The sequence below is a fragment of the Clostridium collagenovorans DSM 3089 genome (genome assembly GCF_900130005.1).
Lineage (GTDB): Bacteria > Bacillota > Clostridia > Clostridiales > Clostridiaceae > Clostridium_D > Clostridium_D collagenovorans.
In genome coordinates this window covers 902,971-929,349 of record NZ_FQXP01000003.1, presented here as the reverse complement: position 1 = coordinate 929,349, position 26,379 = coordinate 902,971, and the positions used below count along the sequence as shown (strand labels likewise).

Sequence of the window (26,379 nt, the reverse complement as noted above, 5' to 3'; positions counted from 1 at the left end):
TTGTAATACTATGTTTATAAAGAGCTTATTAAAAATTAGCAATTCTACAAATCATCTTATGAACGCTACTCTTAAATTATTCAAGAACTAAGCTAAGATATTATTTAATGATTTTAATTAAAAAGACTGTAGAAGAGTATCCTACAGTCTTTATTACCATATAAAATTTTATATAATATATACTACTTTTACTTAATAGTAGAAATAAGTTTATACATCATATACTAAAATTCTGTAAATATAAAGCTTATTACTCTAAATGAGAAAAGTCATAAGCTTTTTTTCTAGAAGTATAATCAGTATGAAGTAGATGATGAGCTACTTCACTAAGAGGTTCTCCTAAGAATTCTTTATAAAGAGTCTGAATATCAGGATTTTCATGAGACTTTCTTAGTTTCTTAGAGTTATCTATTGAATAAAGTGCATCCATACGAAGTTTCTTTATATCAGTAGTTGAGTGTAGGGGTTGACCACCTCCACCTATACATCCACCTGGACATGCCATTACTTCTATAAATGTATAATCACATTCACCAGATTTCAGTTTTTCCATCATTATTTTGGCATTTTTTAAGCCATGTACAACAGCAACTTTAACTGTCTTATCTCCAAGAGAAATAGAAGCTTCTTTAATACCTTCATATCCTCTAACCTCATTAAAGTCTAATTTCTTTAACTCTTTTCCAGTATAAACATCATATACAGTTCTAAGAGCTGCTTCCATAACTCCTCCACTAGTACCAAATAAAGTACCAGCTCCAGTACTAGCACCAAGAGGACTATCGAAGTTATCTTCACCTAGGTTAGGGAAATTTAGTCCTACGTATTTAATCATTTTAGCTAATTCTCTTGTGGTTAAAACTATATCAACATCTCTTATTCCGTTGTTAGTCATCTCAGGACGGCTAGCTTCATATTTTTTAGCAGTACAAGGCATTATTGATACAGTAACGATATCCTTTGGATCAATGTCAGCAACCTTAGCATAATAACTTTTTGAAATAGCTCCAAACATTTGCTGAGGAGATTTAGCTGTAGATAAATTATCTAAAAAGTCATGATAATTCTTTTCGATATAGTTAACCCAGCCAGGTGAACAAGAAGTTATTAAAGGTAAAGTTCCCTTATTTTTAATTCTATTTAATAACTCTGAGCCTTCCTCCATAATAGTAAGGTCAGCAGCAAAGTTCGTATCAAATACTTTATCAAAACCTAAAATTCTTAAAGCACTAACCATTTTACCAGTTACAATATCACCATTTTTCAAACCAAAAGAATCACCTAAAGCAACTCTAACAGCAGGGGCAACTTGCACTATAACATGTTTCTTAGGATCATGAATTACATCCCAAACCTTTTGTGTATCATCCTTTTCAACAATAGCTCCAACAGGACAAACAGAAGTACATTGACCACAGAAAACGCAATCTGTATCTTCCAAAGGTTTATTATAAGCTGTAGTAACGGTGAAGTTACCAGAACGATGAGAGTAAGTTAAAGCATGTACACCTTGAGTTTCACTACAAGCCTTAACGCATCTACCACATTTAATACATTTAGACAAGTCACGTACAATACTTGGGTTACAGTTCTGAACTTCATGTTTTATGTTAACAGGTTGTAGTGAAGGTCTTAATATATTAAAACGGCTACATAAATTTTGTAATTCACAATTTTGATTTCTTGAGCAAGATAAACAATCTTGTTTATGATCTGCAAGAATCAATTCTAAAATACCTACTTGAGTATCTCTAACTATTTTTGTATCAGTATGAACTTCCATACCTTCCCAAACAACAGTAGAGCAAGCAGCTAATAATTTTCTACTTCCTACAACTTCAACTACACACATTCTACAATGAGCTTTTACACTTTGATCAGGGTGATAGCAAAGATGAGGTATGTCAATATTTGCAAGCTTAGCAGCTTCAATTATACGAGTACCAGCTTTGATTTTTAGGGGTATATTATTTATTTTAATGTTCACCATAGTTGTATTTTCTTCCATTTGGTTACACCTCATTCCATTAATTATAATTTGAGCTTTATACTTCGAAATCTTGTTTAAACCAATGCATTGCAGATAATAAAGCACTTTGAGCAGTTTCTCCAAGTCCACATAGGGATGCATTACACATAATTTTAGCAATTCTCTTCATAGTAGATATATCTTCCTTAGTAGCAGTTCCAGCTATACATTTATCTAGAATTAAAGCTATATGTCTATTACCTTCTCTACAAGGTGTACATTGACCACAACTTTCATGACTAAAGAACTCTTGAGTAGTTTTTAAGAATTCTAAAACAGTTGTACGCTTATCAATTACTAAAATAGCACCAGAACCTACTGTTAATCCTAGATTTGATAAATCCTCATAGGTATAAGGAATATCTAAGATTTTGCCATCAGCTATTTTACCAGAAGCTCCACCTAATTGAATTAATCGTATTTCATTATCATCAGTTATTCCACCAGCTAAATCATAAATTATTTCTCTAAGTGTTGTTCCAAAAGGAATTTCAAAAGCACCTGGATTTTTAACATTACCACCAACGCTGATTAACTTAGTACCTATAGAGTTTTCAGTTCCGTATGTTAAATATTCTTTATCATCATCTAATAAGACGCTTGGAACAAGAGATAAACTTTCAACATTATTAACTAAGGTTGGTTTGCTAAATAAACCAGATTGTTTTATAAAAGGTGGTTTCATTCTAGGTCTACCACTATTTCCTTCTATAGATTCAATAAGGGCAGTACCTTCACCACATACATAAGCACCAGCACCAGAATAAAGGTGTATATTAAAACTAAAGCCTTTATCTAAAATGTTTTCACCAAGATAACCCTTTTCTTTAGATTGCTTTATAGCATTTAAAAGTAAGGGTCTTAAATGACTATATTCTTCACGAAGGTATATATAGCCGTTTTGAGCATCTACACTATAACCAGCAATTATCATTCCCTCAATTAATCTGAAAGGATCATTTTCTATTACAGTTCTATCTTTAAAAGTACATGGTTCTCCTTCATCAGCATTACAGATAACAACCTTATCTGGATGAATTACTTTTTTAGATTGGGACCATTTTTTACCCATTTCATAAGCAGCACCACCACGACCTTTTATCTTATAAAGTGATAAGTTAGCAGCTATATCAAAGCCATCCATTGTAACAGCTTTTTTAAGTGCAGAAAAGCCTCCAATTTTTTCATAGGAGTCAATTGAGTTTATATCATATTTTCCAAAGTTTTTGCTTATAAAGTTTACGGTTTTAGCCATAATAATTACCTCCTAATCAAGATTATTTAAAATATTTTGAATCTTTTCTCTAGTATTTAAGTTACCGTATACAATACCATTGATTCTTATAGCAGGGGCAATATCACAAGCTCCAAAACAAGGAACTTTTTCTAAGGTAAATCTGCCATCATAGGTAACTTCATTTAACTCAATACCTAATATATCTTTTAATGTTTCAAATAAAGTAGTGCTATCATTAACTTTACAAACTATACTATTGCAAACTTGTATAGGGTATTTAGCACGTGGTGTATCTGATATAGAAGAGTAAAAAGATATAACATCATAGATTTTACTAAGAGGCACGTCCAATTTTTCAGAAAGATAATAAGAAACTTCTTCAGGAATATAATGTCTTTCTATTACTGATTGTATATCTAAAAGTATACCTATAAGTTGAGTATTGTCATTGTCGTGCTCAACTATAATATTATTAATTTTATTGGCTAAGGCCTTATCTAAACCTCGGTTTTTTTGAGTAAATCGGTTCATTCCCTTACCTCCATTTTCGAATATTAATTAAAATTGTTATATTACGCAATACAAATTTAAAAATGCAATATTAATAATATATTTATTCATAAAACATTATAAAAATGATTCTTTTATTTAAAATTAATTTGATTTTCATGGAAATATATAGTGCGTGTATGAGTTAATAATACACTCTTAAAATAGTAAATTCAAGTACTTAATCAAAGAAAATTTTTTAAAAAATAAAGTTCTTCGATGAAAAACCTTTTTAAAAGACTTTAGACAATAGCTAGCTTCAGGGCTATTTTTTAAATAATTTAGTCAATTTAAAATATATTAAAAAAGTATACTTTAAAGAAAAATAGGAATTAATTTGAAAAACATTGTTAAAGAAAGTACAAAGACACATTAAAGAAAGTGAAAACATTGTTAATAATTATGCAAAAAAAGAAAAAGAGAATAAAATTTGAAAGTTGACAATATAAATCTTGTAAATTATAATGATAATGAACAATGTTCAATAAGAGAGGATAAAACATGGCTAAACATTATGAAAACCCAAAACAAATTATTTTAGCATCAGCAAAGGATATTGCATTTAATGAGGGAATAGCAAGTATTAATATTAGAAAGGTAGCTAAAAAAAGTGATATTTCTATAGGTACAGTGTATAATTATTTTCCTACTAAAGCTGATTTGCTTGTGGCTGTAATAGAAAACTTTTGGTCAGATATTTTTTCTGAAATAGATTTTAGTAAATTAAGTAATATGAACTTTTTAGATTCTTTAGAAAAAATATATGATGAATTAAATACTTACTTAAGTAGATTTGAAGAAGATTGGCTTGAGCAATTATCTATATTAAGTGCTCAAGAGAAGTTACTAAGCAAGAAAAAAGAGCAAGAATACTTTTTTATAGTAAAATCTATTATATTATCCTTAATGATTAAGGACGAAAATATAAAACCTAGCTTAATTAAGACTGAAAAGGAAAAGGAGTTATTTTCAGAATTTATCTTTGATAATATAATTTTGCTATTAAAAAAACAAAGTTCAGACTTTAACTTTTTTAAAAATTTACTTATAAAGTTATGTTATGAATAAAATCATACTTTGGTATGATTTTTAATATAATCTCAAATGAACAATGTTCAAATTTAAGAAGAGGTGATTTTTATGCAAGCAATTATGGAAACATTATTTGATGTTATTTATTTAACAACTGTAATAGTTTTAGGTGTTAAAATGATTAAAAACAGTAAAGCAAAAAGTGAACATAAACTTTTTGGTTTTATGGCAGTAATTTTAGGATTAGGAGATTCATTCCATTTAGTTCCTAGAGCATATGCATTATTAACCGATGGACTTGAAGCTCATGCAGCAGCATTAGGAGTAGGAAAATTTATTACTTCTATAACAATGACGATTTTTTATGTGATTCTATACTATGTATGGAAAGAAAGATATAAAGCTGAAGAGAATAAGTCTTTAACTATAAGCATCTATTTATTAGCAGCAGTTAGAATTATTTTATGCCTTTTCCCACAAAATGAATGGTTAAATTATCATTCTCCTGTTTCATGGGGGGTATATAGAAATATTCCTTTTGCTATACTAGGAGCAATAATTATTTACATATTTTATAAGAAAGCGAAAGAAAATAAGGATAATAGTTTTAAATTTATGTATTTAGCTATAATTTTATCCTTTGGATTTTACATACCAGTTGTATTATGGGCAAGTAAAATTAGTTGGGTAGGTATGTTAATGATTCCTAAAACCTTAGCATATGTTTGGATAGTTTATATGGGATATAAGGAATTTAAAAATCAAAGATAAGTTTAGCATATTTAATGAAGAGTTTTTTAGAATAAGTACTATATAAAATAAATTATATTTACCTTTGTAGTTTCATATTGTGGTCTTAAGGATAAATTTATTTAATATAAACTTAATATAATATAGATGTATAGTTTTATTGAGTTACTACATCTATAAATAAGGTATAAGGAACATTAATTAGAAGATATAGTTTTTAATTAATGTTCTTTTTTATATTATAAATATAAAATCAGTTAAAATATAGGATTAGAATGAAGTATAAACTTATAAGTTAGTAGAATTTACACTTAATAAATGAAGCGTAATAGAAAAAAATATATCTATATATCCAAATTATCCATAAAGGATACAATATTAAACAGGGTTTTATTATAAAAAATATTAAAAATGTAAATAATATAAATTATATGTAAAAAAAATAAAAAAAATACTTTAAATGTTAATGAAAAAGGTGGTATAATTTATTAAAATATTATATAACGAGGGGTTATTATGAAGGAAGAGGAAGGACGACAAATAATAAGAAAAACATTTACTAAACACTACATAAATATATTTTTATGTATATGCTTAATTGTATTGGGGGGAATAAGTGGGTATTTTTGGATAAATACGCAAAATAATGATTTGCCAGAACCAATTGAATTTTTAGATGCAGTCAATGAAAATCAATACTCTAAAATTGATGTACAGTTATTAACTGAAGAATTTGCGACACTTGAAAGAGATAGGTATATCTATGAAACAAAGGAGCCAATTGATAGATTTCATTTTGCGCTTGATGATAATTCAATTTATGTAATAAATTTAGATAAAGATGAGTTTAAAAAATTTAATGAAATAGTAGATTATACTTACAGTTCAGATGAAAACACAAAACTTCCTGAGAAGATATCTATAGCAGGTATGCCGGAACTTATTTCAGAGGATTTAATGAAAATGACTGTACAGAAGTATAGAGAAGTTTTTGAAAATTATGAATATAGCGATGAAGAAGTAATAAATATAATAGGCAAGTATTATTTAAATACTAAAACTACTCCAAATACAAAACAATATGTATATTTGGGCATAGGCGGTGTTTTGATACTAGTAGGAATACTTGTTTTGATTGTAAGGGTTATATTGTTAATAATATCTAAATTATCATTAAGAAAATTAGAAAAACAATTTAAATTAGAGAATCTTTATATTCAAATGGATAGTAGTACTTCACAGTATTATAAAAGACAAAAATTAATGCTTACTAAGGATTACTTAATTAATTTTTACCCTAAGATAGACATTATAAAATATGATGATATAAGTTGGATATATGTGCAGAAAAATAGAAGGCAGCTTATACTTCATTTAAGTGATTCTATAGTAGTATATAATCAAAGCAAGAAAAAATATATTATAGCAACTACAGATTGTTATGGAAGAAAGAACAAAGAGAGTTTTGAAGAGGTATTACAAGAGTTAATGACAAAAGCTCCTAAAGCCTTAATAGGATTTAACCAGGAGAATAAAAAAGCTTTTAGGAAATTAGAAGAAAAAACTAGGGTATAAGGAAATGGAAAATTATGAAGACAGCACTTATAGTAAATGAAATTATAGAAAATGACAAAAGTCAGAATATTAAAAACATTGTACTAGGAATAGAGAAGTCAGCTAGTGAAGAAGCAGAACTAGCTGTTTTCTCTGAAACTGCTATAACAGGGTTAATTAATAATGATGACATCGAACATGATTTGAAATTAGGAGTATCAAAGGATTCTTATGAAATTAACAGCATTAGAGAATGTGCTAAAAAGTGCAATATAGATGTATGTATAGGATATTTTGAATTAGAAGGGAATACTTTGTATGATTCTGCTATATACATTGATTGTAATGGTGAAATACTAGAAAATTACAGAAGACAGTCTATTGGGTGGAGAGATCCATCCGTAGATGGAGTTTATGCTGAAGGGCAAAGAACATGTCTCTTTAAAACACGTTTTGGAAATATGACAATTCTAATATGCGGGGATTTGTTTGATGATGAAATACTTGATTCAGTTAAAGAGTTAAAAGCTGATTATTTACTTTTTCCTTTTGCAAGATCATTTTTTAATGGTGAAGCTTCAATGAAAAGGTGGATAGATGAAGAAGAAAAAGATTATTGTGAAAGAATAAAAAAGCTTAAGACATTTACCTTTTTAGTTAATTACATAGGTGACCCATATTTTGGAGGAGCCTTTGTTATAAATGAGAAAGGGGATGTAGTATCAACTTTAGAATTGGGGAGAAAAGGAATATTGTATTATGAAAAACTTTAAGAGAATTAAACTAAGAGGATATTTTTATAAAAAATTATATAGTGGGTGATTTTTATGAGTATAAAAAATGCAAGGCACAAGATAAGGATAGCTTTTGTAGGGGCATATATGTGTATAATCCTATGTGTTATTATAACTATTATAGCATCAATAATCTTATTTTTTAGTTTTAAATCAAGAGATGCTAGACTTCCAGAAGCAATTCACTTTAAGAATGTATCACGAAATAATCAATATGCTAAAATTGACATGCAAATGATGACAGATGAATTTGCAAGCTATGAAAAGGAGCATTTTATATTTTTTAAGCAAGATACAGGAGAAAGATTTCACTTTGCCTTTGATGAAGAAAATATATACATTATAAAACTTTATGAGGGTGAAGAAGAAAAATTCAAGGATATAATAGCGTACACATACAGCGAATCAGAGGATGACACTCCTCCAAAAAAGAATTGCTATTAGACACATCAAAACGTATACCACATGATTTAATGACAATTGCAATAGAAGAATTTAGATTAGGATTTAATGATCAAGTATCAAGTGATGAGGAAATAAGGGCTGAAATAGGACAATATTATTTAAACATTGGTGCAAATCCTAAAAGTTCTGTAGACACATATATTATAATTTGTATTTCTGTTATTAGTTTATCAGTTGTATTAATTGTAAAGAAAATAATAGCCATTTTTAAATCTAAAAAACAGATGGATTTAATTGAAGAGCAAGGTAAACTTCAAGATATATATATGCAAATTGATGATCGTAATGCCGAAGAATATGAAGGAGAAAGATTAATTTTAACTAAGGATTATTTAATTAGTTTTTATCCAGTCATAGTTATAATAAGGTATAAGGATATAGCTTGGATATATGGAAGAAAAAACATGGGGCGTTATGCTATGGAATTAAGCAGAAGCATAGTTATTCATACCTATAATGGTAAAAAATACATTTTAGGAAAAGTTACAGTTGCTAAAAAATATAATGAAGCTTTTGATGAGTCAATAAAGGAAATAGCCAAAAGGTCTTCAGGAGTTTTAGTTGGATTCACAAAGGAAAATAAAAATGAGTTTAAGAAAATAAAAGAGAAAATTAAGGCTTAAAACTGAAAAAAATTACAATAATAAATAACTTAAAGAATCAACGATTAAGATTAGTTTAAAAATAAAATATCGTTGATTTTTTATTTTGTTGCAAAGAATTAAAAAATATTGATATACTAAAAAATAACTATATAGTAAAAACTTTAGGAGGATAAGTTATGAGATGGATTATAAAAAGCTTTGAGGAACTGACAACAACGGAGCTATATGGCATATTAAAGCTAAGAAATGAAGTTTTTATAGTAGAACAAAATTGTCCTTATGAGGATTGTGATAATAAGGATATAAATTCCTACCATATTTTTTCTATGGAAGGAGAAGCGGTTAAGGCATATTTACGTGTAGTTAAGAAAGGGGTTTCTTATGAAGATGAGGTATCTATAGGAAGAGTTGTTGTGAACTCTGAATGTAGAAGAAAAGGATTGGCAAAAGATATGCTATTAATAGCTATTAATTTTGTAGAAAAAGAATTAAATGAAAAGGCTATTAGGATTTCAGCTCAAGAATATGTTTTGGATTTATATAGAAGCATAGGCTTTAAAGAAGTATCAGATATTTATTTAGAGGATGATATACCTCATATGGAAATGTTATATCTAAGTAAATAGGCTTTTAAAGTGAGATAAGTATTATGAGTATTTATAGAAAACCAATAATAAATAGAAAATTAAGAAAAATGTTGATTATATCACTATAGTTAGGTTAATATATAGAAAAGTAAAGAATTAAGGAGTGTAGTAATATGTTATTTATAGAATATCCAAAGTGTACAACATGTAAAAAAGCATCTAAGTTTTTAAAAGATAATAATATAGAGTTTAATCATAGAAACATAGTAGAAGAAAAACCAAGTAAAGAAGAGCTTCTTAAGTGGATGGAAATGAGCGGCTTAGAGCCAAAAAAATTCTTTAATACATGTGGTAAATTATATAAAGAAATGAACCTTAAAGATAAGGTTAAAGACATGAGCAAGGAAGATATTGCTGAGTTATTATCAAGTGATGGAATGCTTGTGAAAAGACCTATACTAGTAAAAGAAGATAAGGTTGTAATAGGATTTAAGGAAGATAATTATAAAGAGCTAATTTAAAACAAAGATAAAAATTTTGAAGAAGCTTATAAAAGTTCAATTAAAACTGAAATTATGTAATGATTTCAGTTTTTTATTTTCTTTAATAGGTACTATTTTAAGTTGTAAGTTTAATTATTAAAAATATAGTATAGTGAATAAGCCCAAATTACATTTTTAGCTTTAAGTTAATTAATAGAAAGAATAAAATCACTGTATTGCGGGTGTTATAATATGTATCAATATAAAATTACATAATTAATAAAAAATATATAATAAAAGACTTGAAAAAAATAGTTAAGAGTATTATTATTTAATTAAGCAATCACTTAATTAAACTAAGTGAAAGTAAGGAGAGAATATGAAGGAACAGGTTAAGGTTTTTAAGGCCATAGGCGATGAAACAAGAATAAAAATCTTGATATTATTATCTAAAAGAAATATGTGTGCTAAAGGGATTGCTAAACACTTAGAAATTTCTGAGGCTGCGGTATCTCAACATATTAAGATTTTAAAGGATGTTGAATTAATAAGAGGATATAAGAAGGGGTATTACGTTACTTATGATTTAAACAAAGAGGTTTTAGAATCATCTATGGATTTCTTGAAAGTTTTACTATATGAAGATATTAGCTTAATTAATACTAAGTTAAATATAAATGATTTTAATATGCTGCGATGTCAAAAAAGTTGTAAAGCAACTAAAGGATGTTGCAAAAGATTATTAGAGGAGGAGTAAATATGAGACTTTGTTTTCCAGTAGAATCTAATGAGGGGATGAAAAGTGTTCCATATGGACATTTTGGATCAGCACCAGTATTTGTAATATGTGACTTAGAAAAAGGTGAAGTTAAGACAGTAGGTAATGGAGATTTAGGTCATGAGCATGGAAAGTGTCAACCTATAAAAGCTTTATCAGGTGAGATTGTAGATGCAGTAATAGTAGGTGGTATAGGAGCAGGTGCTATAACTAAATTAAACTCTTTAGGCATTAAGGTTTTTAGAGCTGTATCAGGAACTATAGAAGATAATATAAAAGCTTTCAATGAAGGTAATTTAAATGAATTCCCTAAAAATCATAGCTGTAACCATGATGGTTGTGGACATCACTAATAAAAATTTATAAGACTTGATGTGAAAATAGTTTACAAAGTTAAAAGTAACTTTGTAAACTATTTTTTTATTTATTTTATAAAGTAGTATTGACAAAACATAACAATAGTCATATTATTGTATTAAGAAATTAATACAATAAGGAGTTGATACAATGCCTTGGGATTTTGATCCAGACAAACCTATATATATACAGCTTGTTGACAAAATTAAATTTGATATTATATCCGGTAAAATAGGAGTTGGAGAAAAATTAAGTTCAGTAAGAGATATGGCTCAGGAGGCGGGAGTTAATCCTAATACAATGCAAAGAGCTCTTTCTGAATTAGAAAGAGAAGATCTTATTTATAGCCAAAGAACAAGTGGTAGATTCGTTACTGATGATGCAATGCTTATAAAAAGTGTTAAAAATAATTATGCAAACAAAATCATTGAAGAAACTATCAAGGGACTTATGCCTCTTGGGTATAGTAAAAATGAACTTGTGGAATTAATAGAAGATTATTTAAGGGAGATGGATTAGATGGATAATATATTAGAAATAAAGCATTTAAGCAAAGATTATGGAAGTAAAGTTGCTTTAAATGATGTAAATATTAGTATAAGTAAAGGAAAAATAGTTGGGCTATTAGGTCCTAATGGAAGCGGCAAAAGTACAATGATAAAGTTAATAAATGGGCTTCTTCAACCCAGTGATGGAGAGATATTAATTAATGGTATGCATCCAAGTATAGAAACTAAAGCTGTAGTAGCTTATTTACCAGAAAGGACTTATTTAAGTGAGTGGATGAAGGTAGAAGAACTTATAAATTTCTTTGATGATTTTTATGTGGACTTTGATAGAGCTAAGGCTTTAGATATGGTGAAAGCTTTAAAAATAGATATGAAAAGTAAAATAAAATCAATGTCAAAGGGAACGAAGGAGAAGGTACAACTTATACTTGTTATGTCTAGAAAGGCGAGTATATATATTTTAGATGAACCAATTGGTGGGGTAGATCCAGCGGCTAGGGAGTATATATTAAACACTATTATAAAAAATTATTCTGAGGATAGTAGTATAGTACTTGCTACTCACTTTATACAAGAAATTGAAAGCTTATGTGATGATATTATTTTTCTTAATAATGGCCAAGTAGTGCTTGAAGGAAATGTAGACGATATAAAAGCTGAAAAAGGAAAATCTATTGATGCTTTATTTAGGGAGGTATTCAGATGTTAGCAAAACTTTTAAAATATGAATTTAAGGCTACAGGTCGTAAATTTATTCCGTTATATATAGCAATTCTTATAGTTTCAATTATAACTAGAATAACTATGCCCATTCCAGCTTTAGAGAAGGTACCAGTATTAGGAATAATAATATTAGTGGGTTTATTTGTTGCAACAGCAGTGCTTAATTTGACGGTTTGTATTGAAAGGTTTAATAAAAATCTCTTAGGAGATGAGGGATATCTTATGTTTACCTTACCTGTAAAGTCAGGTGAACTTATAATATCTAAATTAATAGTATCAGTGACTTGGGCATTTTTGGCAGGGATTATTGCTATTTTAGCATTTATGATTATGGCTACTAATTCAATAACAATTAAAGAAATAGCAGAGGCTTTTGTTGCATTGAAATCAGAATTGCCAAGACTTATAAGTATGATAACTTTAGAAAATTGGGAAATTATTTCATTGGTTATTTTAATTCCAGTTGGTATAGTGATTAATTATACATTGCCGCTACTGTGCATATATGCATCTCTTTCTTTTGCTCAAGTTGGTAGATTTAATAAGCACAGAATACCAGTTGCGTTTATAATATTTTTTATAATTAGTTGGATTATAGCATTTTTAACAACAACAGTTTTCAAATTTGTACTAGAAAAATTTATGTATGTAAGCAATATTGCAGGTATTATAGGGGTGGTTATCTGGAGCGGAATTTTAGCTACGGCATTATTTTATTTAACAAAATATTTATTAAAAAATCACTTGAATTTAGAATAAACTTTAAATATATAGGGGCTATAGCATTAATGAATTAACGTGAAATATATTGTATTAATAAGTTAATTATAAATACAAATATTTTTCTAAAGTTATTCTTAGTGCAATAGCCCCTTTTATATATGACTTATATTTTTACATAGTTTAGAATACTATTTAGTGCATCCAGTATTATTTATATTTTCAAATACTGAAGAAACATAATCAGATGACTCAAAGTTTTCTTCAAAAGTTTCGTTAAATTCTACATTTGAATATGGTGTAGGCACATTTTCACATCCATTGCAGCCTCCACATGGATTAGAAGAGCTACCCTTAACATAAGCATAACAATTCATAGCTTTATTACTGAAGTAAGCAGCCTTTTCATAACAACATTGAGATTCATTAACTAAGTCGGCATATTCTTTCCAAGCAGTTTTTTCAGCTTCCATATATTCAATGGCTTTAGTTTGATAGCAGATAGCTTCGTTTTGAACTTCAGCAGCTTTAGCTAATACTTTAGTTCCTTCACATCTTAAGAAATAACATTTTTTATTTAATAAGCTAGCGTTACATCTTAATTGTCTGCAATTTTCAAAGCAAGATACAGGACAGTTTGCATAGCATTTTACTGCTTTATAATTAAAAATTGCTGCCTTTTTACTCAAACATTGGCATTTGGATAATATTTCATTACCTTCATTAAATAAAGCTTGAGCTTTAGCAAATTTTTCATATGCACATCTCATGCAGTTTTTTGCTTCCATACCTAAAACACGAGCCTCTTTAGCTTTCTTAGCAGCTTTAACACCTAAAGCTTCAGCTATTTGACTTAATTTCAATGCTTTTCTTTCAAAGTATTTACATTTATCTGTAGGTTTATTATTATTTAAACAACTGTTATCACACATAACTTTTAACTCCTTTTTTAGTAAATTTAAAAGCGTCTTTACTATAAGAATATGTATTTATATAAAAAGTGTTACATAAACATGGGTATTTGAGTAAGGAAAGATAGAATTTGATAAATATATGGAATAAAATAGAAAATAAAAATGATAGAAAATTTATTGTAACTAATAATGCTGAAAACCTAAGTAAAATAAGTAAGCTTAATGAAGAAATAAGAAAAGTAAAAAATGAAATATATATAAAATCATTGACTTATGTTTAGGTAAAAGTATAATAATAATTAATATTCAAATAAAAAGTTTTGTATTTATATTTAAGGGTACATATTTGGGAGGAAATTTATGTCGAAGTTACTAATTAAAAATGCCTATATAATAACTATGAACTCAGAAAGAGAAGTATATGAGAATGGAAGTATATTAATAGAAAATGATAAGATATTGAAGGTTGGAAAAATAGATTTTAATGATTTAGGGAACAATGTGGAGGAATATGATGCAAAAGGGAAAATAGTCATGCCAGGACTTATAAATACTCATGTTCACTTATCGCAACAGTTAGGAAGAGGAATTGCTGATGATGTAGATCTATTGACTTGGCTTAGAGATAGAGTATGGCCTTACGAAAGTGGTTTTACTTATGAAGACTCTTATATATCTTCTAAAGCATGTTGCATTGAAATGATAAAGTCTGGTGTTACAACATTTCTAGAGTCCGGTGGACAGTATGTAGATGCTATGGTTCAGGCGGTTTCTGATACTGGAATAAGAGGATGTTTAGCTAAATCAGTAATGGACCAAGGGGAAGGTTTACCAGCGGTTTGGCAAAAGTCAACGGAAGAGGAGCTGAAAACTCAAATAGAACTTTTTGAAAAATATAATAATTCAGCACAAGGAAGAGTTAAGATTTGGTTTGGACTTAGAACTATTTTTAATAACTCAGATGAACTTTTAATTGAAACGAAAAAGCTTGCAGATAAATATAATACAGGAATGCATATGCATATTGCAGAGATTTCTGGAGAGATTGATTTTGCAAAGGCTACAAGAGGAACTTCTACAGTTGAGCATCTTAATAAATTAGGGATTTTAGGGTCTAACTTATTGGCAGTACATACAGTGTGGCTTACTAATAGAGAAATAGATTTATTTAGACTAAATGATGTTAAAGTTTCACATAATCCAGCAGCAGCTATGAAGGTTGTTTTAGGATTTGCCTCTGTACCAGAAATGCTTTCCAAAGGAATACCTGTTTCTATTGGAACTGATGGAGCTCCTTCTAATAATAGGATGGATATGATGAGAGAAATGTATTTAACATCTCTTATTCATAAAGGAAGAACTTTAGATCCTACGGTAGTAAGTGCAGAAAAAGTTTTAGAAATGGCAACGATAAATGGAGCTAAGTGTGCTTTACTAGATAAGGAAATAGGAAGCTTGGAATGCGGTAAAAAAGCAGACTTAATTATCTTGAATCCAAATACAATTCATTCACTTCCAATGCATAATCCTATTGGAAATATAGTTTATTCTATGAGTAGTGAAAATGTAGAATCCACAATATGTAATGGTACGTGGCTTATGAAAGAAAGAAAAATTGAAGTTTTAGATGAAAAAGAGTTGCTAGAAGAAGTTAAAACACAAGGTGAGAAAATTAGGAAAAAGGCTAATATAAGTCTAAATTCCAATTTTAAAATAATAAAATAATTTAAGTATAAAGATAGGAATAAACTAAAGGTAAAGAATAATTTTTATATAGCCTATATGATAAAGTCTATTTATATATAGTTAAAAGAATAAATAAAAATAAAATTAAGCTACATATCTTTAAGGGATATGTAGTTTTTATATTAAGGTAATATAATTTAAAGAAAGTTGTATTTAAAAATGGTATAATTTCAAAAAGTATAAATTTATTTTGAAAAGAGTAATTAATTATAGTAAAAAATAAATTTGTTTCAATATAGGAGTAGTTTAAATGCTTCTAGCAAAAATAAAGGATAGGGTGTAGTAAGATGAAAAGAAAGGGATTAGATAGGAGCAACTGGGCAAGAATTGATAAAAGTATAATTGAAATAAACTTAGCTAAAGAAGAGGGTTTTAATGGGTTTATAGCTAAAACAATATTACAAAGTGTTAACAGACCTTTGATTAAAAATATGATAGGAAAAGATTATTGCATAGCTAATAGTGGATACACTTGGGTTCAGTATGTACCATTGCAGGAGAAATGGTGCTTAACTACGATGTTTGATAGCAAAGGAGAAATAGTTCAATGGTATTTCGATATAACGAAACAAAATGGAGTTGATACTGAGGGTAATCCTTTTTATGATGATTTATATTTAGATGTAATAGTTTTACCTTCCTCAGAAATTTTACTTATAGATGAAGATGATTTAAAGGAAGCCTTAAATAACCATGTGATAACAAGAGATGATTACGACTTAGCCTATGAAGAAGCTAATAAGATTATAAGTGGAATTGCTAAGGATCTAAATTATTTACATGAATTTAGTAAAAAAGCTTTTAATTATAAAAAATGGCCTAAAAACCATAAAAATAATGAGAATTAAAATAATTGACATGAAAAATTTTATATGATACTCTAAAAAAGAAAATAATTATCAATTGAATATTACTATAGAATTTAAATAAAAGTATATTAATAGGTTTAGTAACATTTAAATTATGTTATTGATTAAAAGGGAAGTTGGGTGTAAATCCCGCGCGGTCCCGCCGCTGTAAAAGAGTAGTCTTTTTTCTAATACCACTGTTAATACGGGAAGGTTAAAAAGATGATGATACTTGAGCCAGAAGACCTGCCTATTAGTTACACTGTAGCTCTACGAAGGATAGAGGAGTGTTAAATTGGAAAAATACGGTAATACCATGTGTATTTTTGACCCTTTAACTCTTTAAGTGTAGAGTTAAAGGGTTTTTTATATTATTGCATAGGATTATATTTTAAGACTAATATTTCACATGATATGTATAAATAATTTAATTTTATTATATAAAGATTTTAAACTTAAGAGAGGAATGATACGTATGAAGGGGAAGACATTAAAAAATTTATTAACTAAACTTATAGTAGGAGTAGCTATTATTACAACAAGTACAGCTTTGGTAGCGTGTTCAAATACTAAAGGAGCTGAAGGTAAAGGGGAAGAAAGTAAGCCTAAGGTAGAGGAAGGTTCAAACTCTAAGGATGCAACAACACATTATCCTGTAACTATTACTAACTATAATTTTGCAGGGGAAGAAGTAAAGGTTACCTTTGAGAAAGCTCCTGAGAAAGTAATAACTACAAATCAAACAACTACTGAAATTATGCTTGATTTAGGCCTAGAGGATCGATTAATAGGAACTTGCTATCTTGATAATCCAATTTTAGATAGATTAGAGGACAAATATAAAAAAATACCTGTTATATCAGAGAAATATCCAACTAAGGAACAGGTATTAGCTTTAGAGCCAGATTTTATCTTTGGATGGAAAAGTGTTTTCAGTGATAAAACCTTAGGTGATGTTAGTGAGTGGATAGAAAGAGGAACTAATACCTTCGCTCAAAGAAATACAGTTAAAACTGTAGGAAATTATACTGTAGATAATTTAATTAAAGATATTAAAGATTTAGGACTTATATTTAATATAGAGGATAAAACAAATGCTTATGTAAAAAATATTGAAGATAAGTTAAATGTAATAGAAGATAAAACTTCTAAATTAGAACATAAAAAGACAGTTTTAGTTTTAGAAGAAGGTAAAGAAGGCGAATTTAGATTATATGGTAAAAATGATTTAGTTGGAGACATGGTACTAAAGGCTGGAGCTGAAAATTTAGGAAAAGAATCAGGGAAAGTTAGTTTAGAGGATATAGTAGGATTAAATCCTGATGCAATTATATTAGTACATCAAGCAGATGGAAAAGATGTGCGTGATGAAGAGCTAGCAAAGGTGTTTACTGATAATCCAGCATTAAAAAATGTTACAGCAGTTAAAAACAAAGAAATAATAATCACTGGTTTAGCTGAAACATGGGCAGGTGGAGTACGTGTTATAGATGCTGTAAATCATTATGCTAAAGAATTATATCCTGATTTATTTAAATAGAATTGAGGTTTTGAGAATAAGTGCAAAGTAAAAAATTACAAAGTAATTTAAAACCAGTGAAAAATAAAAACTTTATTATAATAATAGCTTTGGTTATAGTATTGATAATATCAATAATTTTAGCCGTATCTATTGGATCTGTTAAAATTCCAGCTAGTGATGTTTATAAGGTAATTATAAATAAAATATTTGGAGTACAGATTTTAGATGATTCTTTTAAAAAATCAATTATTGATATTGTATGGCAAATTAGATTACCAAGGGTATTGCTTGGAGTGATAACTGGTATGGGACTTGCACTTGGTGGATCTGTTATGCAGGCTACTGTGCAAAATCCTTTAGCAGACCCTTATGTACTAGGTATATCTTCAGGAGCTACCCTTGGAGCAACCTTTTCAATATTAATAGGATCAACAATTTTAAATGGGGCTTTACAAGGTACTAGTACCGCATTTTGGGGCTTTGTTGGAGCATTACTTGCATCAGCTGTGGTATTTAAACTTTCTTCAATGGGAGGAAGAATAACCCCTATTAAATTAGTTTTATCAGGAATGGTAGTTAATTTGATTTGTAAAGCATTTTCTAGCTTTATGATATATTTAACTAATGATAATAGTGCCATTAGATCTATTTCGGATTGGACAATGGGAAGCTTAACCGCAGCTAAGTGGGACAACTTATGGTTAGCTACTATTCTTGTAATTATTATGGCGGTATTTTTTATATCACAAGCACGTGTTATGAATATTATGCTTTTAGGAGATGAAGCCGCTATAACTTTAGGAATAGATCTACATAAGTACAGAAAGATATATCTTATAGCAGTTTCAATTTTAACTGGAGTTTTAGTTGCTAGCTGTGGAGTTATAGGGTTTATAGGACTAATTATTCCACATATAACAAGAAGCTTAGTTGGAACAAATCATAAAATTAATTTACCAGTGGCTATGCTTATAGGAGGAATATTTCTTGTTTGGTCGGATGTTCTAGCTCGTATAATATTGAAGAATATGGAAATGCCTATAGGAATAATAACTTCTGTAATAGGAGCACCCTTCTTTATGTATATAATGATAAAGCGTGCTTATAGCTTTGGAGAAAGGTAGTTAATTATGAAATTAAATGTGGAAGGTTTATATGTTGAATTAGATAATAAATCTATAGTTGAAAATGCTAATTTAAATGTAGAAAAGGGCGAGTTTGTAGGTTTGATTGGACCTAATGGAAGTGGAAAATCTACTTTACTGAAGACTATTTATAGAATTTATAAACCTGCTAAGGGAATTATGTATATTGACAATAAAAATCTTAATAAAATTTCAGTTAAGGATATGGCACGTGAACTTGGGGTTGTAGGGCAGTTTAATAATGTAGCTTTTGATATAAAGGTTCAGGATATGGTGCTTATAGGACGAAGTCCGCATAAATCTATGCTTGAAATGGACACAGAGGAAGACTACAAGATAACAAGGGAATCTTTAGAAAAGGTTGATATGCTGGAGTATGCTAATAGAAGTTTTTCTACTTTGTCTGGTGGAGAAAAGCAAAGAGTGCTTTTAGCTAGAGCCTTAGCACAAAAGGTAGATTTACTAATATTAGATGAACCTACAAATCATCTGGATATAAAGTATCAATTACAAATTTTAAAGGTAGTTAAATCCTTGGGAATAACTGTGGTTATGGCTTTACATGACTTAAATTTAGCAACAGCTTATTGTGATAGATTATATGTAATGCATAAGGGAAAGGTTGCAGCTAGTGGTAAACCAGAAGAAGTGTTGACTAAAGAACTAATTAAAGAGGTTTATGAGGTTGATTGCACCATTCATAAAGAAGAAACGCCAATATATATAACTTTTAGAGTATAAAAGGGGGAGTATATAATGAGCATAGGAATAATGGCTTGTAGAAAGTTAATGGGACGATGTTCTGGAACCGGATGTTTTAAGGCATATAATAACTCAAAGGATGCTTTTCAAATATATAAAGATAAAAAAGAAGAATTGGGAAGTTTCTTTTACTGCATTGGATGCAAGGATACTATGACGGATTTCGAAGAATGGGAGCATAAAATCAAACAGTTAAAAAATAACAATATAGATACAATACACATTGCTCTTTGTATAAAGGTGGAATGTGATAAATATAACTTGCATGAAGAACTTTTGAGAAAAGAAGGGTTTGAAGTTGTGCATGGAAGCCATAAATAAAATTCTTAAGTAGTATTATTTTAATTTAGCCATTCTTATAATAATATATATCGTAGAGAAGGTCCTAAGTAAACTTAGGGCTTTTTCTTTTAATATTAAAATCTCATAATATATTAAGTAAGGTTGTTTAACTATAAATAAGGATTACTATTATGTTGAAATTTCATAAAGTTATTAAGTTTATATTTTAACTAAAAAATAATAAAACTGTAATAATAGATAACTTAATATATAGGGTATGAGATATAAACAAAATAAGATATTTTAGTTATATAAGTAATAAAATTATGAGATTATATGAAAAATAACCTATAATATAGGTATATGTATTTAAAATTTTATTTATGAGGAGGGTGTTTATAATGAAGGCAATAGTTATATATTCATCATTAACAGGGAATACAAAGAAAATAGCAGAGGCGATTTACGAAGCTATACCTTTCAATAAGGATATTATTAAGCTTGGAGAAAAGGATATAAATATTGAAGAGTATGATATTGTAGTAGCTGGATACTGGGTAGATAAAGGTACTTGTGATGATAAAATAAAGGACATTCTTGAAAAAATCAATAATAAAGAAGTAATGATTTTTGGTACCTTAGGAGCTGCGGATAAAGGGGAATATTATGATAAGATAAAAGAAAGAATTGAAGAGATTTTACCAGAAAACAATAAAATCTTAGGTCACTTTCTTTGCCAAGGAAAAATAAATGAAAAATTAACAGATAGATATAAGGTAATGTTAAAAGAAAACCCCGATGATATACACATAAAAGAACAACTTAAAAATCATATGGAAGCTAAGAGTCATCCAGATGAAAAGGATATTAAAAATGCTAAGGAATTTACAGAAAATGCTTTAAGAAATATAATTAAATAGAGTCTTTTATAATAAAAAATACAATTTGCATAGAAAATGCAAATTGTATTTTTTTATTTGCTCTGTAGCTTCTTAGAAGAGTGTTTTTCTAAGAACTTATTATGAAATAAACACCCTAATAAAGTTAAAATTATAGTTACAGCATATATTAAGATTCCAGTAATAAGATTTCCTTTTATAATATTAGATCCTGCAATTGTTAGAGAGAGTACAGTTGGGATCCTAGCTATTGAAATAAAAAGTAAGAATTTCTTAAGTCCTAGAGTTGTAAAGGCAGCTATGTAAGTAAAGGTGTCCTTTGGAGTACCAGGAAGAAGAAAAATAAGAAAAGAGATAATCTCTATTTTCTTAGAAGTTCTTATGCTTTCATATTTAGAAATATGCTCTCCCTTTATTAGCTTTAAAACTAAGTTATTACCAAATTTATTGACTATATAAAAAACTACTAAAGAACCTAAGATGATTCCTAGCATACAGTTAAGCATGCCTAAGAATGAGCCATACATAACACCAGATAATATCTCAAAGGGTTGAGCAGGTAAAAAAGGTAGAATTACTCTAGCAGCATTATAAAGTACCATTATAATCCAACCCATAAATCCTGTTTTGCAAAGCAGGTCTTTTATATAAGTCATATTATCGACGTTGAAAATATACATAAATATTTTACTAAGGTATTTATGAAATAATATTATTAATAGAGTTAAGCATAAAGCAGAAAAAATACTAAGAATCAATGTCTTGTGTCTGTTTATATAATCTTTAAAGTTATTCATATAAGCTCCTTTCTAAATAAATGTAAATATATAAAATTATTCTATAATTAAAATTATTATTTAATGCATATAAGTTTTAACATTATAATTATATAACATAAAACTACATATAAAGTTTAAGTAAATCTTAATTATTTCTTATGCTTTTATGGCAAATTTTTTAAGAAGAATCCGTAAGAAAAAAATATCCTATATAATATTCTATTAAGAAAAGTGTAGGTATATTTACAAAAATTATTGGAATATTTTATGAGATAAATTAGGCTTTGAATTAATGTATGTATTAATAAAAATATATGATTTTTTACTTCAAAACTAAGTATGAATTAAAGCTTTAGCATAAGAGTAATTAATAGGTATATTTATGAGTTATTTTACAGAAAAAGCACATGAAAAAATAGTTATATAGCTATAAAAAAATTTTAGCTATTTCTAAGAGAAACAAGTGGTAGCAAGGGTTTCTTCAATAAAAAAAACATGAATTAAATGTGAAAAACTTAGATAATTACTATTGTCTCAAAAAAGTACAAAAAATTATATAAAAACAAAAAAAACTTTGCTTTTACATAAAATTATGATATACTGAATAAGTAATAAGAAAAGTTTTATATAGATAAATAAATTCTCCTTATTGAAGAGAGTTGTTGTCCATGTAAAATCTTTAATTTAAGGAGGAATATATAATGACAGATAAGACTATATTATGTAAAGATTGTGGTAAAGAGTTCGTATTTACAGTAGGTGAGCAAGAGTTCTACAGAGAAAAAGGATTTGACAACGATCCAGTAAGATGCCCAGACTGTAGAAGAGCTAGAAAACAACAAAACAACAGAAGATAATTTAATTATCATAAAGAGCTATAAGATTTAATCTTATAGCTCTTATTTATTTAAATATGAACAAGTAACAATAATAAAGTATTATCTCAAGAATTAAATTATATATTAAAAGGTATTTATCAGATAAGCCATATAAACTATTAATATATTTCTTTAGTTAGGTTACACATTAAGTAGAAGTTTATATATTAAGCAGAATTTATGTAATTAAAGAGGGTTATTTCTATAAATAGAGCTATGTACAATTACATTTATATAATTCATACATAGCTCATTAAATTATATTAAAATAAAAACCCTAAGATAAAACTACATTAAATAATATACTTTATCAAAAATATCCTTTAATGAAGAGATCTTAGACTCATTTCCAGCTACAACGCAGTGATTTTTTTCCATACCCTTTTTGATCATATCAGTATAGGCTTTTATATCACTTAAAGTTGTACTTAAAACTTCTTCACGCTCTTGTTGAATATCTTCTTTAGATATATTACAAATATAACGTGAAGTAGCTATTTCACCCTTAACTTCAGGTGGCCTTGGGAAATCTAATCTACCTATAGCTCCTATAATGAAGTTCTTAATATCTTCTTCAGAGTAATTAAGTTCTTCTAAAAACTTATAAGCTTCTTTATAAGTAGTTATTGTCTCCATAAGGTTAGGGTCACGGTAAGAAATAAAGGACATGTTACCATCATCAGTAAGGTAAACAAAACATCCATAAGCACCACCTTGAAGACGTACTCTAGAGTGAAGATATACAGATTTTAATATATTATCTAAAACTCTCATTTTCCCAGAAAATTTGTAGCCCAATTCGTTAAAATTAAAGGACTTAGTTACAAATTGTACACTACTGTTAGTTACTAAGGCTTCAGTGCCTTCGTAAGGTACAAAGGTATATTTGGCAGCAGGTACTATATGAGAATCAAGTGAACTTAGTAATATATCAAGATTACACTTTAATGTATTTAAACCTTCTTTTTCTCCAGTATAAGATATAATTAAGTTGTTTTTATTAAATAAAGTTTTATATACTTTATTTAATTTGTCTTTTATAATTTCATGGTTTTTATCAAAATTTTTCTCTATATCACACAAGAATTCATAATATGAAATACCATTTAAGCAATCTTTATAATTATCAGCTTTAGAGAAGCTTGCAAGAGTCGTCTTTAAAGACACTGAATCTCCAGCACTTACCATATATCTTCCAAGTTTAACTTTGCTTTCTTGTATTATTTCTTTAAGTCTTTGCTTATTATTGAAGTTTGTAGAGGTTAAGACTTCATTTATAAGCTGTAATAAATCAGGTATATTATTTATAAGAGATTTACCTTTAATTATAAATTTAGGGTGATACATATTACAGTTATTTCTTTCAGTAAATACTTTAGTTGAGTATGTTATTCCACCTGTAGTCTTATATATTTCAGTATTAAGAGTTAAATAGTTTTTTGAATTTGTATCTAACTCACCTAAAACACAACTTAAAAGATTTACATAAGGTATATATTCTTGCTCAATGATGCTAGCATCAAATAAAAAGTCAATATAAGCAATTTTATTTGTGTTATACTTATGAGATAAAATAGTTAAATTATCCTTTTTATCTAGTACCTGAGGGATTACTTCTGCTTCTTTAGAAATATCCTCAAGGGCAAGCTTAGGAACTGTCTCTACTTCTTCAGCAGTAGGTTTTCTAAGCTGACGTTCCTTTAACTTTAAGTTTCTTCTTTTAAGTTCGCATAATTCAGCTGCACTTAAGCTTTCTTTATAATCTTTTAATTTGTCTTTTAGTGCTTTAGAATTTTTACTTGCTAATCCAGCTTCAGGATTTAAAATAACTAAAGAACAGTGAGAATTTTCAAGCATATAACTTCTTATGAAATTCTCAAAGTAGTTTTCATCAACAGAGTTTTTTAAACGATTTAAAGTTCCTTCATATTTAAGATGATTTAAAGGACTAGCATCATATAACCAACTGTGTAATGTAAGCCAACTATATTCAATACCTTTATTTGCTACCTTTTCAGGATCGGATTCTCTTAATCTAAATTCAATTGTATTTATTGAAGCTTTTAACAAGTCTTTACTTATACCCTTGTCACATAAATCCTTTAAGGTATTAAAAATAACTTTTTTAAATTCAACTTTTTTAGATTCATCAGTATTATTCACTGCAATTGAGAAGAAGGATTGTTTAACAGGATCTATATTCATATCCATATAAGTAACAAGTCCATCTCCTATACCATTATCAAGTAAAGCTTTCTTTATAGGTGATGCAGAGGATTCTATAAACATATTATAAAGTATTTTAAGTGTTAAATATGTTTCAGGATCACTATTTTCTTTACCAGCAAAATTTAAAGCTAAGAAAGCTTTGTTTGTAGGGTCCTCATCTACAGCTATTGAATAAGTGGAAGTAACTTCTTGCATTTCATTAAAAGGTCCAACCATATCAATTTTTGAAGGAATCTCAATTTTATCGAAGTTACATAAATAATTATCATTTATTAATTGTAGACATTTATCTAAATCCTGATTTCCATATAAGTAGATATAGGAATTACATGGGTGATAGTACTTACTATGGAATTCTTCGAATTTTTCCTGAGTAAGACTAGGTATTACTAATGGGTCACCACCACTTGAGTATGTATAAGTAGTGTTAGGAAATAGTGAAGAATAAATCTGTGCTGTTAAGTTAGCTTCAGGTGAAGATAAAGATCCTTGCATTTCGCTATAAACAACACCTTTATATACTAGCGTATCAGTTTCTTCGTCGTATTCATGTCTCCAACCTTCTTGACGAAGAATATCATGATTTTCATAGATATTTGGATAAAACACTGCATTTAAATAAACATCCATTAAATTAAAAAAGTCTTTTTCATTCCTACTTGAGATAGGATAAGTTGTATTGTCTGGGAAAGTTATTGCATTTAAAAATGTTTTTAATGAACTTTGAGAAATGTCACTGAAAACATTTTTAATTTTATATTTTTTAGAGCCACATAAAACAGAGTGCTCTAATATATGAGGTACACCAGTATTATCAGTTGGTGTTGTTCTAAAAGTTATTGAAAAAACCTTATTATCATCATTATTTTCTAGATGAAGTAAACGAGCCCCACTTTTTTCATGTTCAAATATTTTAGCTTTAGAGCCTATTTCATTAATAGTATCTTCTTCTATTAATTTAAAGCCATGATAAATGTTGTTAAGTATAAACATAAATCCATCCCCCTTAAATCATTGATAATAATTATTTTCATATTTAGAAACTTCTTACTTAAAAATAAAAAGTAAATATGTAAAAAATTATTTAGTAAAAGGTTTTCTTTTAATTCAAATAAAAGAAAACCTATGTATATAATATATAAAATATATAGGAAAATCAAGAAATTAAAACATGAAATTCTATATAAATATAAGAGTATAATAT

28 protein-coding genes and 1 riboswitch are annotated in these 26,379 nt (G+C 28.1%); of the genes, 22 read left to right on the top strand and 6 right to left on the bottom strand.

The genetic code is table 11. The features are described 5' to 3' along the window. Positions 1 to 250: 250 nt before the first annotated feature. From BUA48_RS04340 to BUA48_RS04330, 3 genes are read right to left on the bottom strand one after another with little or no spacing between them, the layout of a single operon-like run. On the bottom strand, positions 251 to 2,008 hold the full coding sequence (locus BUA48_RS04340; protein ID WP_072830431.1) for an NADH-dependent [FeFe] hydrogenase, group A6: 1,758 nt from the start codon (positions 2,006 to 2,008) through the stop codon (positions 251 to 253). Positions 2,009 to 2,045: 37 nt separating this feature from the next. Further along, the gene (locus BUA48_RS04335) at positions 2,046 to 3,284 is read right to left on the bottom strand and encodes a complex I 51 kDa subunit family protein (RefSeq protein WP_072830429.1); all 1,239 of its coding nucleotides are present in this window, start codon (positions 3,282 to 3,284) and stop codon (positions 2,046 to 2,048) included. 12 nt (positions 3,285 to 3,296) lie between these two features. Continuing rightward, positions 3,297 to 3,797: an NADH-quinone oxidoreductase subunit NuoE family protein gene (locus BUA48_RS04330; protein WP_072830427.1), complete on the bottom strand. Its 501-nt coding sequence runs from the start codon at positions 3,795 to 3,797 to the stop codon at positions 3,297 to 3,299. Between the two features lie 519 nt (positions 3,798 to 4,316). Between BUA48_RS04330 and BUA48_RS04325 the strand changes: the two genes are divergently transcribed. The 13 genes from BUA48_RS04325 (at position 4,317) to BUA48_RS04265 (ending at position 13,210) form a co-directional block, all read left to right on the top strand. After that, positions 4,317 to 4,883, top strand: coding sequence for a TetR/AcrR family transcriptional regulator (locus BUA48_RS04325; protein WP_072830425.1), 567 nt, complete (start codon positions 4,317 to 4,319; stop codon positions 4,881 to 4,883). 72 nt (positions 4,884 to 4,955) lie between these two features. Continuing rightward, the gene (locus BUA48_RS04320) at positions 4,956 to 5,618 is read left to right on the top strand and encodes a hypothetical protein (RefSeq protein WP_072830423.1); all 663 of its coding nucleotides are present in this window, start codon (positions 4,956 to 4,958) and stop codon (positions 5,616 to 5,618) included. Positions 5,619 to 6,113: 495 nt separating this feature from the next. Then, positions 6,114 to 7,172 carry a DUF6709 family protein gene (locus BUA48_RS04315; RefSeq protein WP_072830421.1) on the top strand — a complete coding sequence of 353 codons (1,059 nt, stop codon included), beginning with the start codon at positions 6,114 to 6,116 and terminating at the stop codon, positions 7,170 to 7,172. Between the two features lie 14 nt (positions 7,173 to 7,186). Beyond that, a complete protein-coding gene (locus BUA48_RS04310) occupies positions 7,187 to 7,924 on the top strand; it encodes a carbon-nitrogen hydrolase family protein (RefSeq protein WP_072830419.1) in 738 nt (245 codons plus the stop codon). A 54-nt stretch (positions 7,925 to 7,978) separates the two neighbouring features. Continuing rightward, entirely contained in the window at positions 7,979 to 8,389 is a 411-nt protein-coding gene (locus BUA48_RS04305) for a hypothetical protein (protein ID WP_072830417.1), read from the top strand. Beyond that, on the top strand, positions 8,380 to 9,033 hold the full coding sequence (locus tag BUA48_RS04300; RefSeq protein ID WP_072830415.1) for a hypothetical protein: 654 nt from the start codon (positions 8,380 to 8,382) through the stop codon (positions 9,031 to 9,033). Before BUA48_RS04305 ends, BUA48_RS04300 begins: the two co-directional genes overlap by 10 nt. Positions 9,034 to 9,191: 158 nt before the next feature. Further along, entirely contained in the window at positions 9,192 to 9,641 is a 450-nt protein-coding gene (locus BUA48_RS04295) for a GNAT family N-acetyltransferase (RefSeq protein WP_072830413.1), read from the top strand. A 134-nt stretch (positions 9,642 to 9,775) separates the two neighbouring features. Next, the gene (locus BUA48_RS04290) at positions 9,776 to 10,123 is read left to right on the top strand and encodes an arsenate reductase family protein (RefSeq protein WP_072830411.1); all 348 of its coding nucleotides are present in this window, start codon (positions 9,776 to 9,778) and stop codon (positions 10,121 to 10,123) included. A gap of 340 nt (positions 10,124 to 10,463) precedes the next feature. Beyond that, positions 10,464 to 10,841 carry a metalloregulator ArsR/SmtB family transcription factor gene (locus tag BUA48_RS15520; RefSeq protein WP_072830409.1) on the top strand — a complete coding sequence of 126 codons (378 nt, stop codon included), beginning with the start codon at positions 10,464 to 10,466 and terminating at the stop codon, positions 10,839 to 10,841. Between the two features lie 2 nt (positions 10,842 to 10,843). Next, positions 10,844 to 11,215: a NifB/NifX family molybdenum-iron cluster-binding protein gene (locus tag BUA48_RS15515; RefSeq protein ID WP_072830407.1), complete on the top strand. Its 372-nt coding sequence runs from the start codon at positions 10,844 to 10,846 to the stop codon at positions 11,213 to 11,215. 154 nt (positions 11,216 to 11,369) lie between these two features. After that, positions 11,370 to 11,738, top strand: coding sequence for a GntR family transcriptional regulator (locus BUA48_RS04275; RefSeq protein WP_072830405.1), 369 nt, complete (start codon positions 11,370 to 11,372; stop codon positions 11,736 to 11,738). Beyond that, on the top strand, positions 11,739 to 12,437 hold the full coding sequence (locus BUA48_RS04270; RefSeq protein ID WP_072830403.1) for an ABC transporter ATP-binding protein: 699 nt from the start codon (positions 11,739 to 11,741) through the stop codon (positions 12,435 to 12,437). Next, a complete protein-coding gene (locus tag BUA48_RS04265; protein WP_072830401.1) occupies positions 12,431 to 13,210 on the top strand; it encodes a hypothetical protein in 780 nt (259 codons plus the stop codon). The genes BUA48_RS04270 and BUA48_RS04265 overlap by 7 nt, the downstream gene beginning before the upstream one ends. Before the next feature lie 152 nt (positions 13,211 to 13,362). On the opposite strand, the gene BUA48_RS04260 is transcribed toward BUA48_RS04265, so the two are convergent. Then, entirely contained in the window at positions 13,363 to 14,103 is a 741-nt protein-coding gene (locus tag BUA48_RS04260; protein WP_072830399.1) for a hypothetical protein, read from the bottom strand. Positions 14,104 to 14,213: 110 nt separating this feature from the next. On the opposite strand from BUA48_RS04260, the gene BUA48_RS15510 reads away from it, so the two are divergent. From BUA48_RS15510 to bilS, 8 genes are all read left to right on the top strand, one after another. Then, the gene (locus BUA48_RS15510; protein ID WP_178138942.1) at positions 14,214 to 14,366 is read left to right on the top strand and encodes a hypothetical protein; all 153 of its coding nucleotides are present in this window, start codon (positions 14,214 to 14,216) and stop codon (positions 14,364 to 14,366) included. A gap of 79 nt (positions 14,367 to 14,445) precedes the next feature. Continuing rightward, positions 14,446 to 15,810, top strand: coding sequence for an amidohydrolase (locus BUA48_RS04255; protein WP_072830397.1), 1,365 nt, complete (start codon positions 14,446 to 14,448; stop codon positions 15,808 to 15,810). Between the two features lie 308 nt (positions 15,811 to 16,118). After that, positions 16,119 to 16,679: a ribonuclease FAU-1 family protein gene (locus BUA48_RS04250; RefSeq protein ID WP_072830395.1), complete on the top strand. Its 561-nt coding sequence runs from the start codon at positions 16,119 to 16,121 to the stop codon at positions 16,677 to 16,679. A gap of 77 nt (positions 16,680 to 16,756) precedes the next feature. Next, a riboswitch (cobalamin riboswitch) is annotated at positions 16,757 to 16,947 on the top strand. Between the two features lie 207 nt (positions 16,948 to 17,154). After that, positions 17,155 to 18,219, top strand: a complete 1,065-nt coding sequence (locus BUA48_RS04245) for an ABC transporter substrate-binding protein (RefSeq protein WP_072830393.1) — start codon at positions 17,155 to 17,157, stop codon at positions 18,217 to 18,219. Between the two features lie 20 nt (positions 18,220 to 18,239). After that, positions 18,240 to 19,325 carry a FecCD family ABC transporter permease gene (locus BUA48_RS04240; protein WP_072830391.1) on the top strand — a complete coding sequence of 362 codons (1,086 nt, stop codon included), beginning with the start codon at positions 18,240 to 18,242 and terminating at the stop codon, positions 19,323 to 19,325. 6 nt (positions 19,326 to 19,331) lie between these two features. After that, on the top strand, positions 19,332 to 20,087 hold the full coding sequence (locus BUA48_RS04235; protein WP_072830389.1) for an ABC transporter ATP-binding protein: 756 nt from the start codon (positions 19,332 to 19,334) through the stop codon (positions 20,085 to 20,087). Positions 20,088 to 20,102: 15 nt separating this feature from the next. Then, entirely contained in the window at positions 20,103 to 20,429 is a 327-nt protein-coding gene (locus BUA48_RS04230) for a CGGC domain-containing protein (protein ID WP_072830387.1), read from the top strand. 362 nt (positions 20,430 to 20,791) lie between these two features. Then, positions 20,792 to 21,310, top strand: a complete 519-nt coding sequence (bilS, locus tag BUA48_RS04225) for a flavodoxin family protein BilS (RefSeq protein WP_072830385.1) — start codon at positions 20,792 to 20,794, stop codon at positions 21,308 to 21,310. Between the two features lie 53 nt (positions 21,311 to 21,363). Here the strand turns inward: bilS and BUA48_RS04220 are convergent, their stop codons facing one another. Next, the gene (locus BUA48_RS04220; protein ID WP_084666044.1) at positions 21,364 to 22,086 is read right to left on the bottom strand and encodes a TVP38/TMEM64 family protein; all 723 of its coding nucleotides are present in this window, start codon (positions 22,084 to 22,086) and stop codon (positions 21,364 to 21,366) included. 683 nt (positions 22,087 to 22,769) lie between these two features. On the opposite strand from BUA48_RS04220, the gene BUA48_RS04215 reads away from it, so the two are divergent. After that, positions 22,770 to 22,925 (top strand): zinc-ribbon domain-containing protein, encoded by a 156-nt coding sequence (locus tag BUA48_RS04215; protein WP_072830381.1) that lies wholly within the window; start codon positions 22,770 to 22,772, stop codon positions 22,923 to 22,925. A gap of 309 nt (positions 22,926 to 23,234) precedes the next feature. Here BUA48_RS04215 and BUA48_RS04210 read toward each other — a convergent pair whose 3' ends face one another. Continuing rightward, entirely contained in the window at positions 23,235 to 26,168 is a 2,934-nt protein-coding gene (locus BUA48_RS04210) for an insulinase family protein (protein ID WP_072830379.1), read from the bottom strand. Between the last annotated feature and the right edge of the window lie 211 nt (positions 26,169 to 26,379).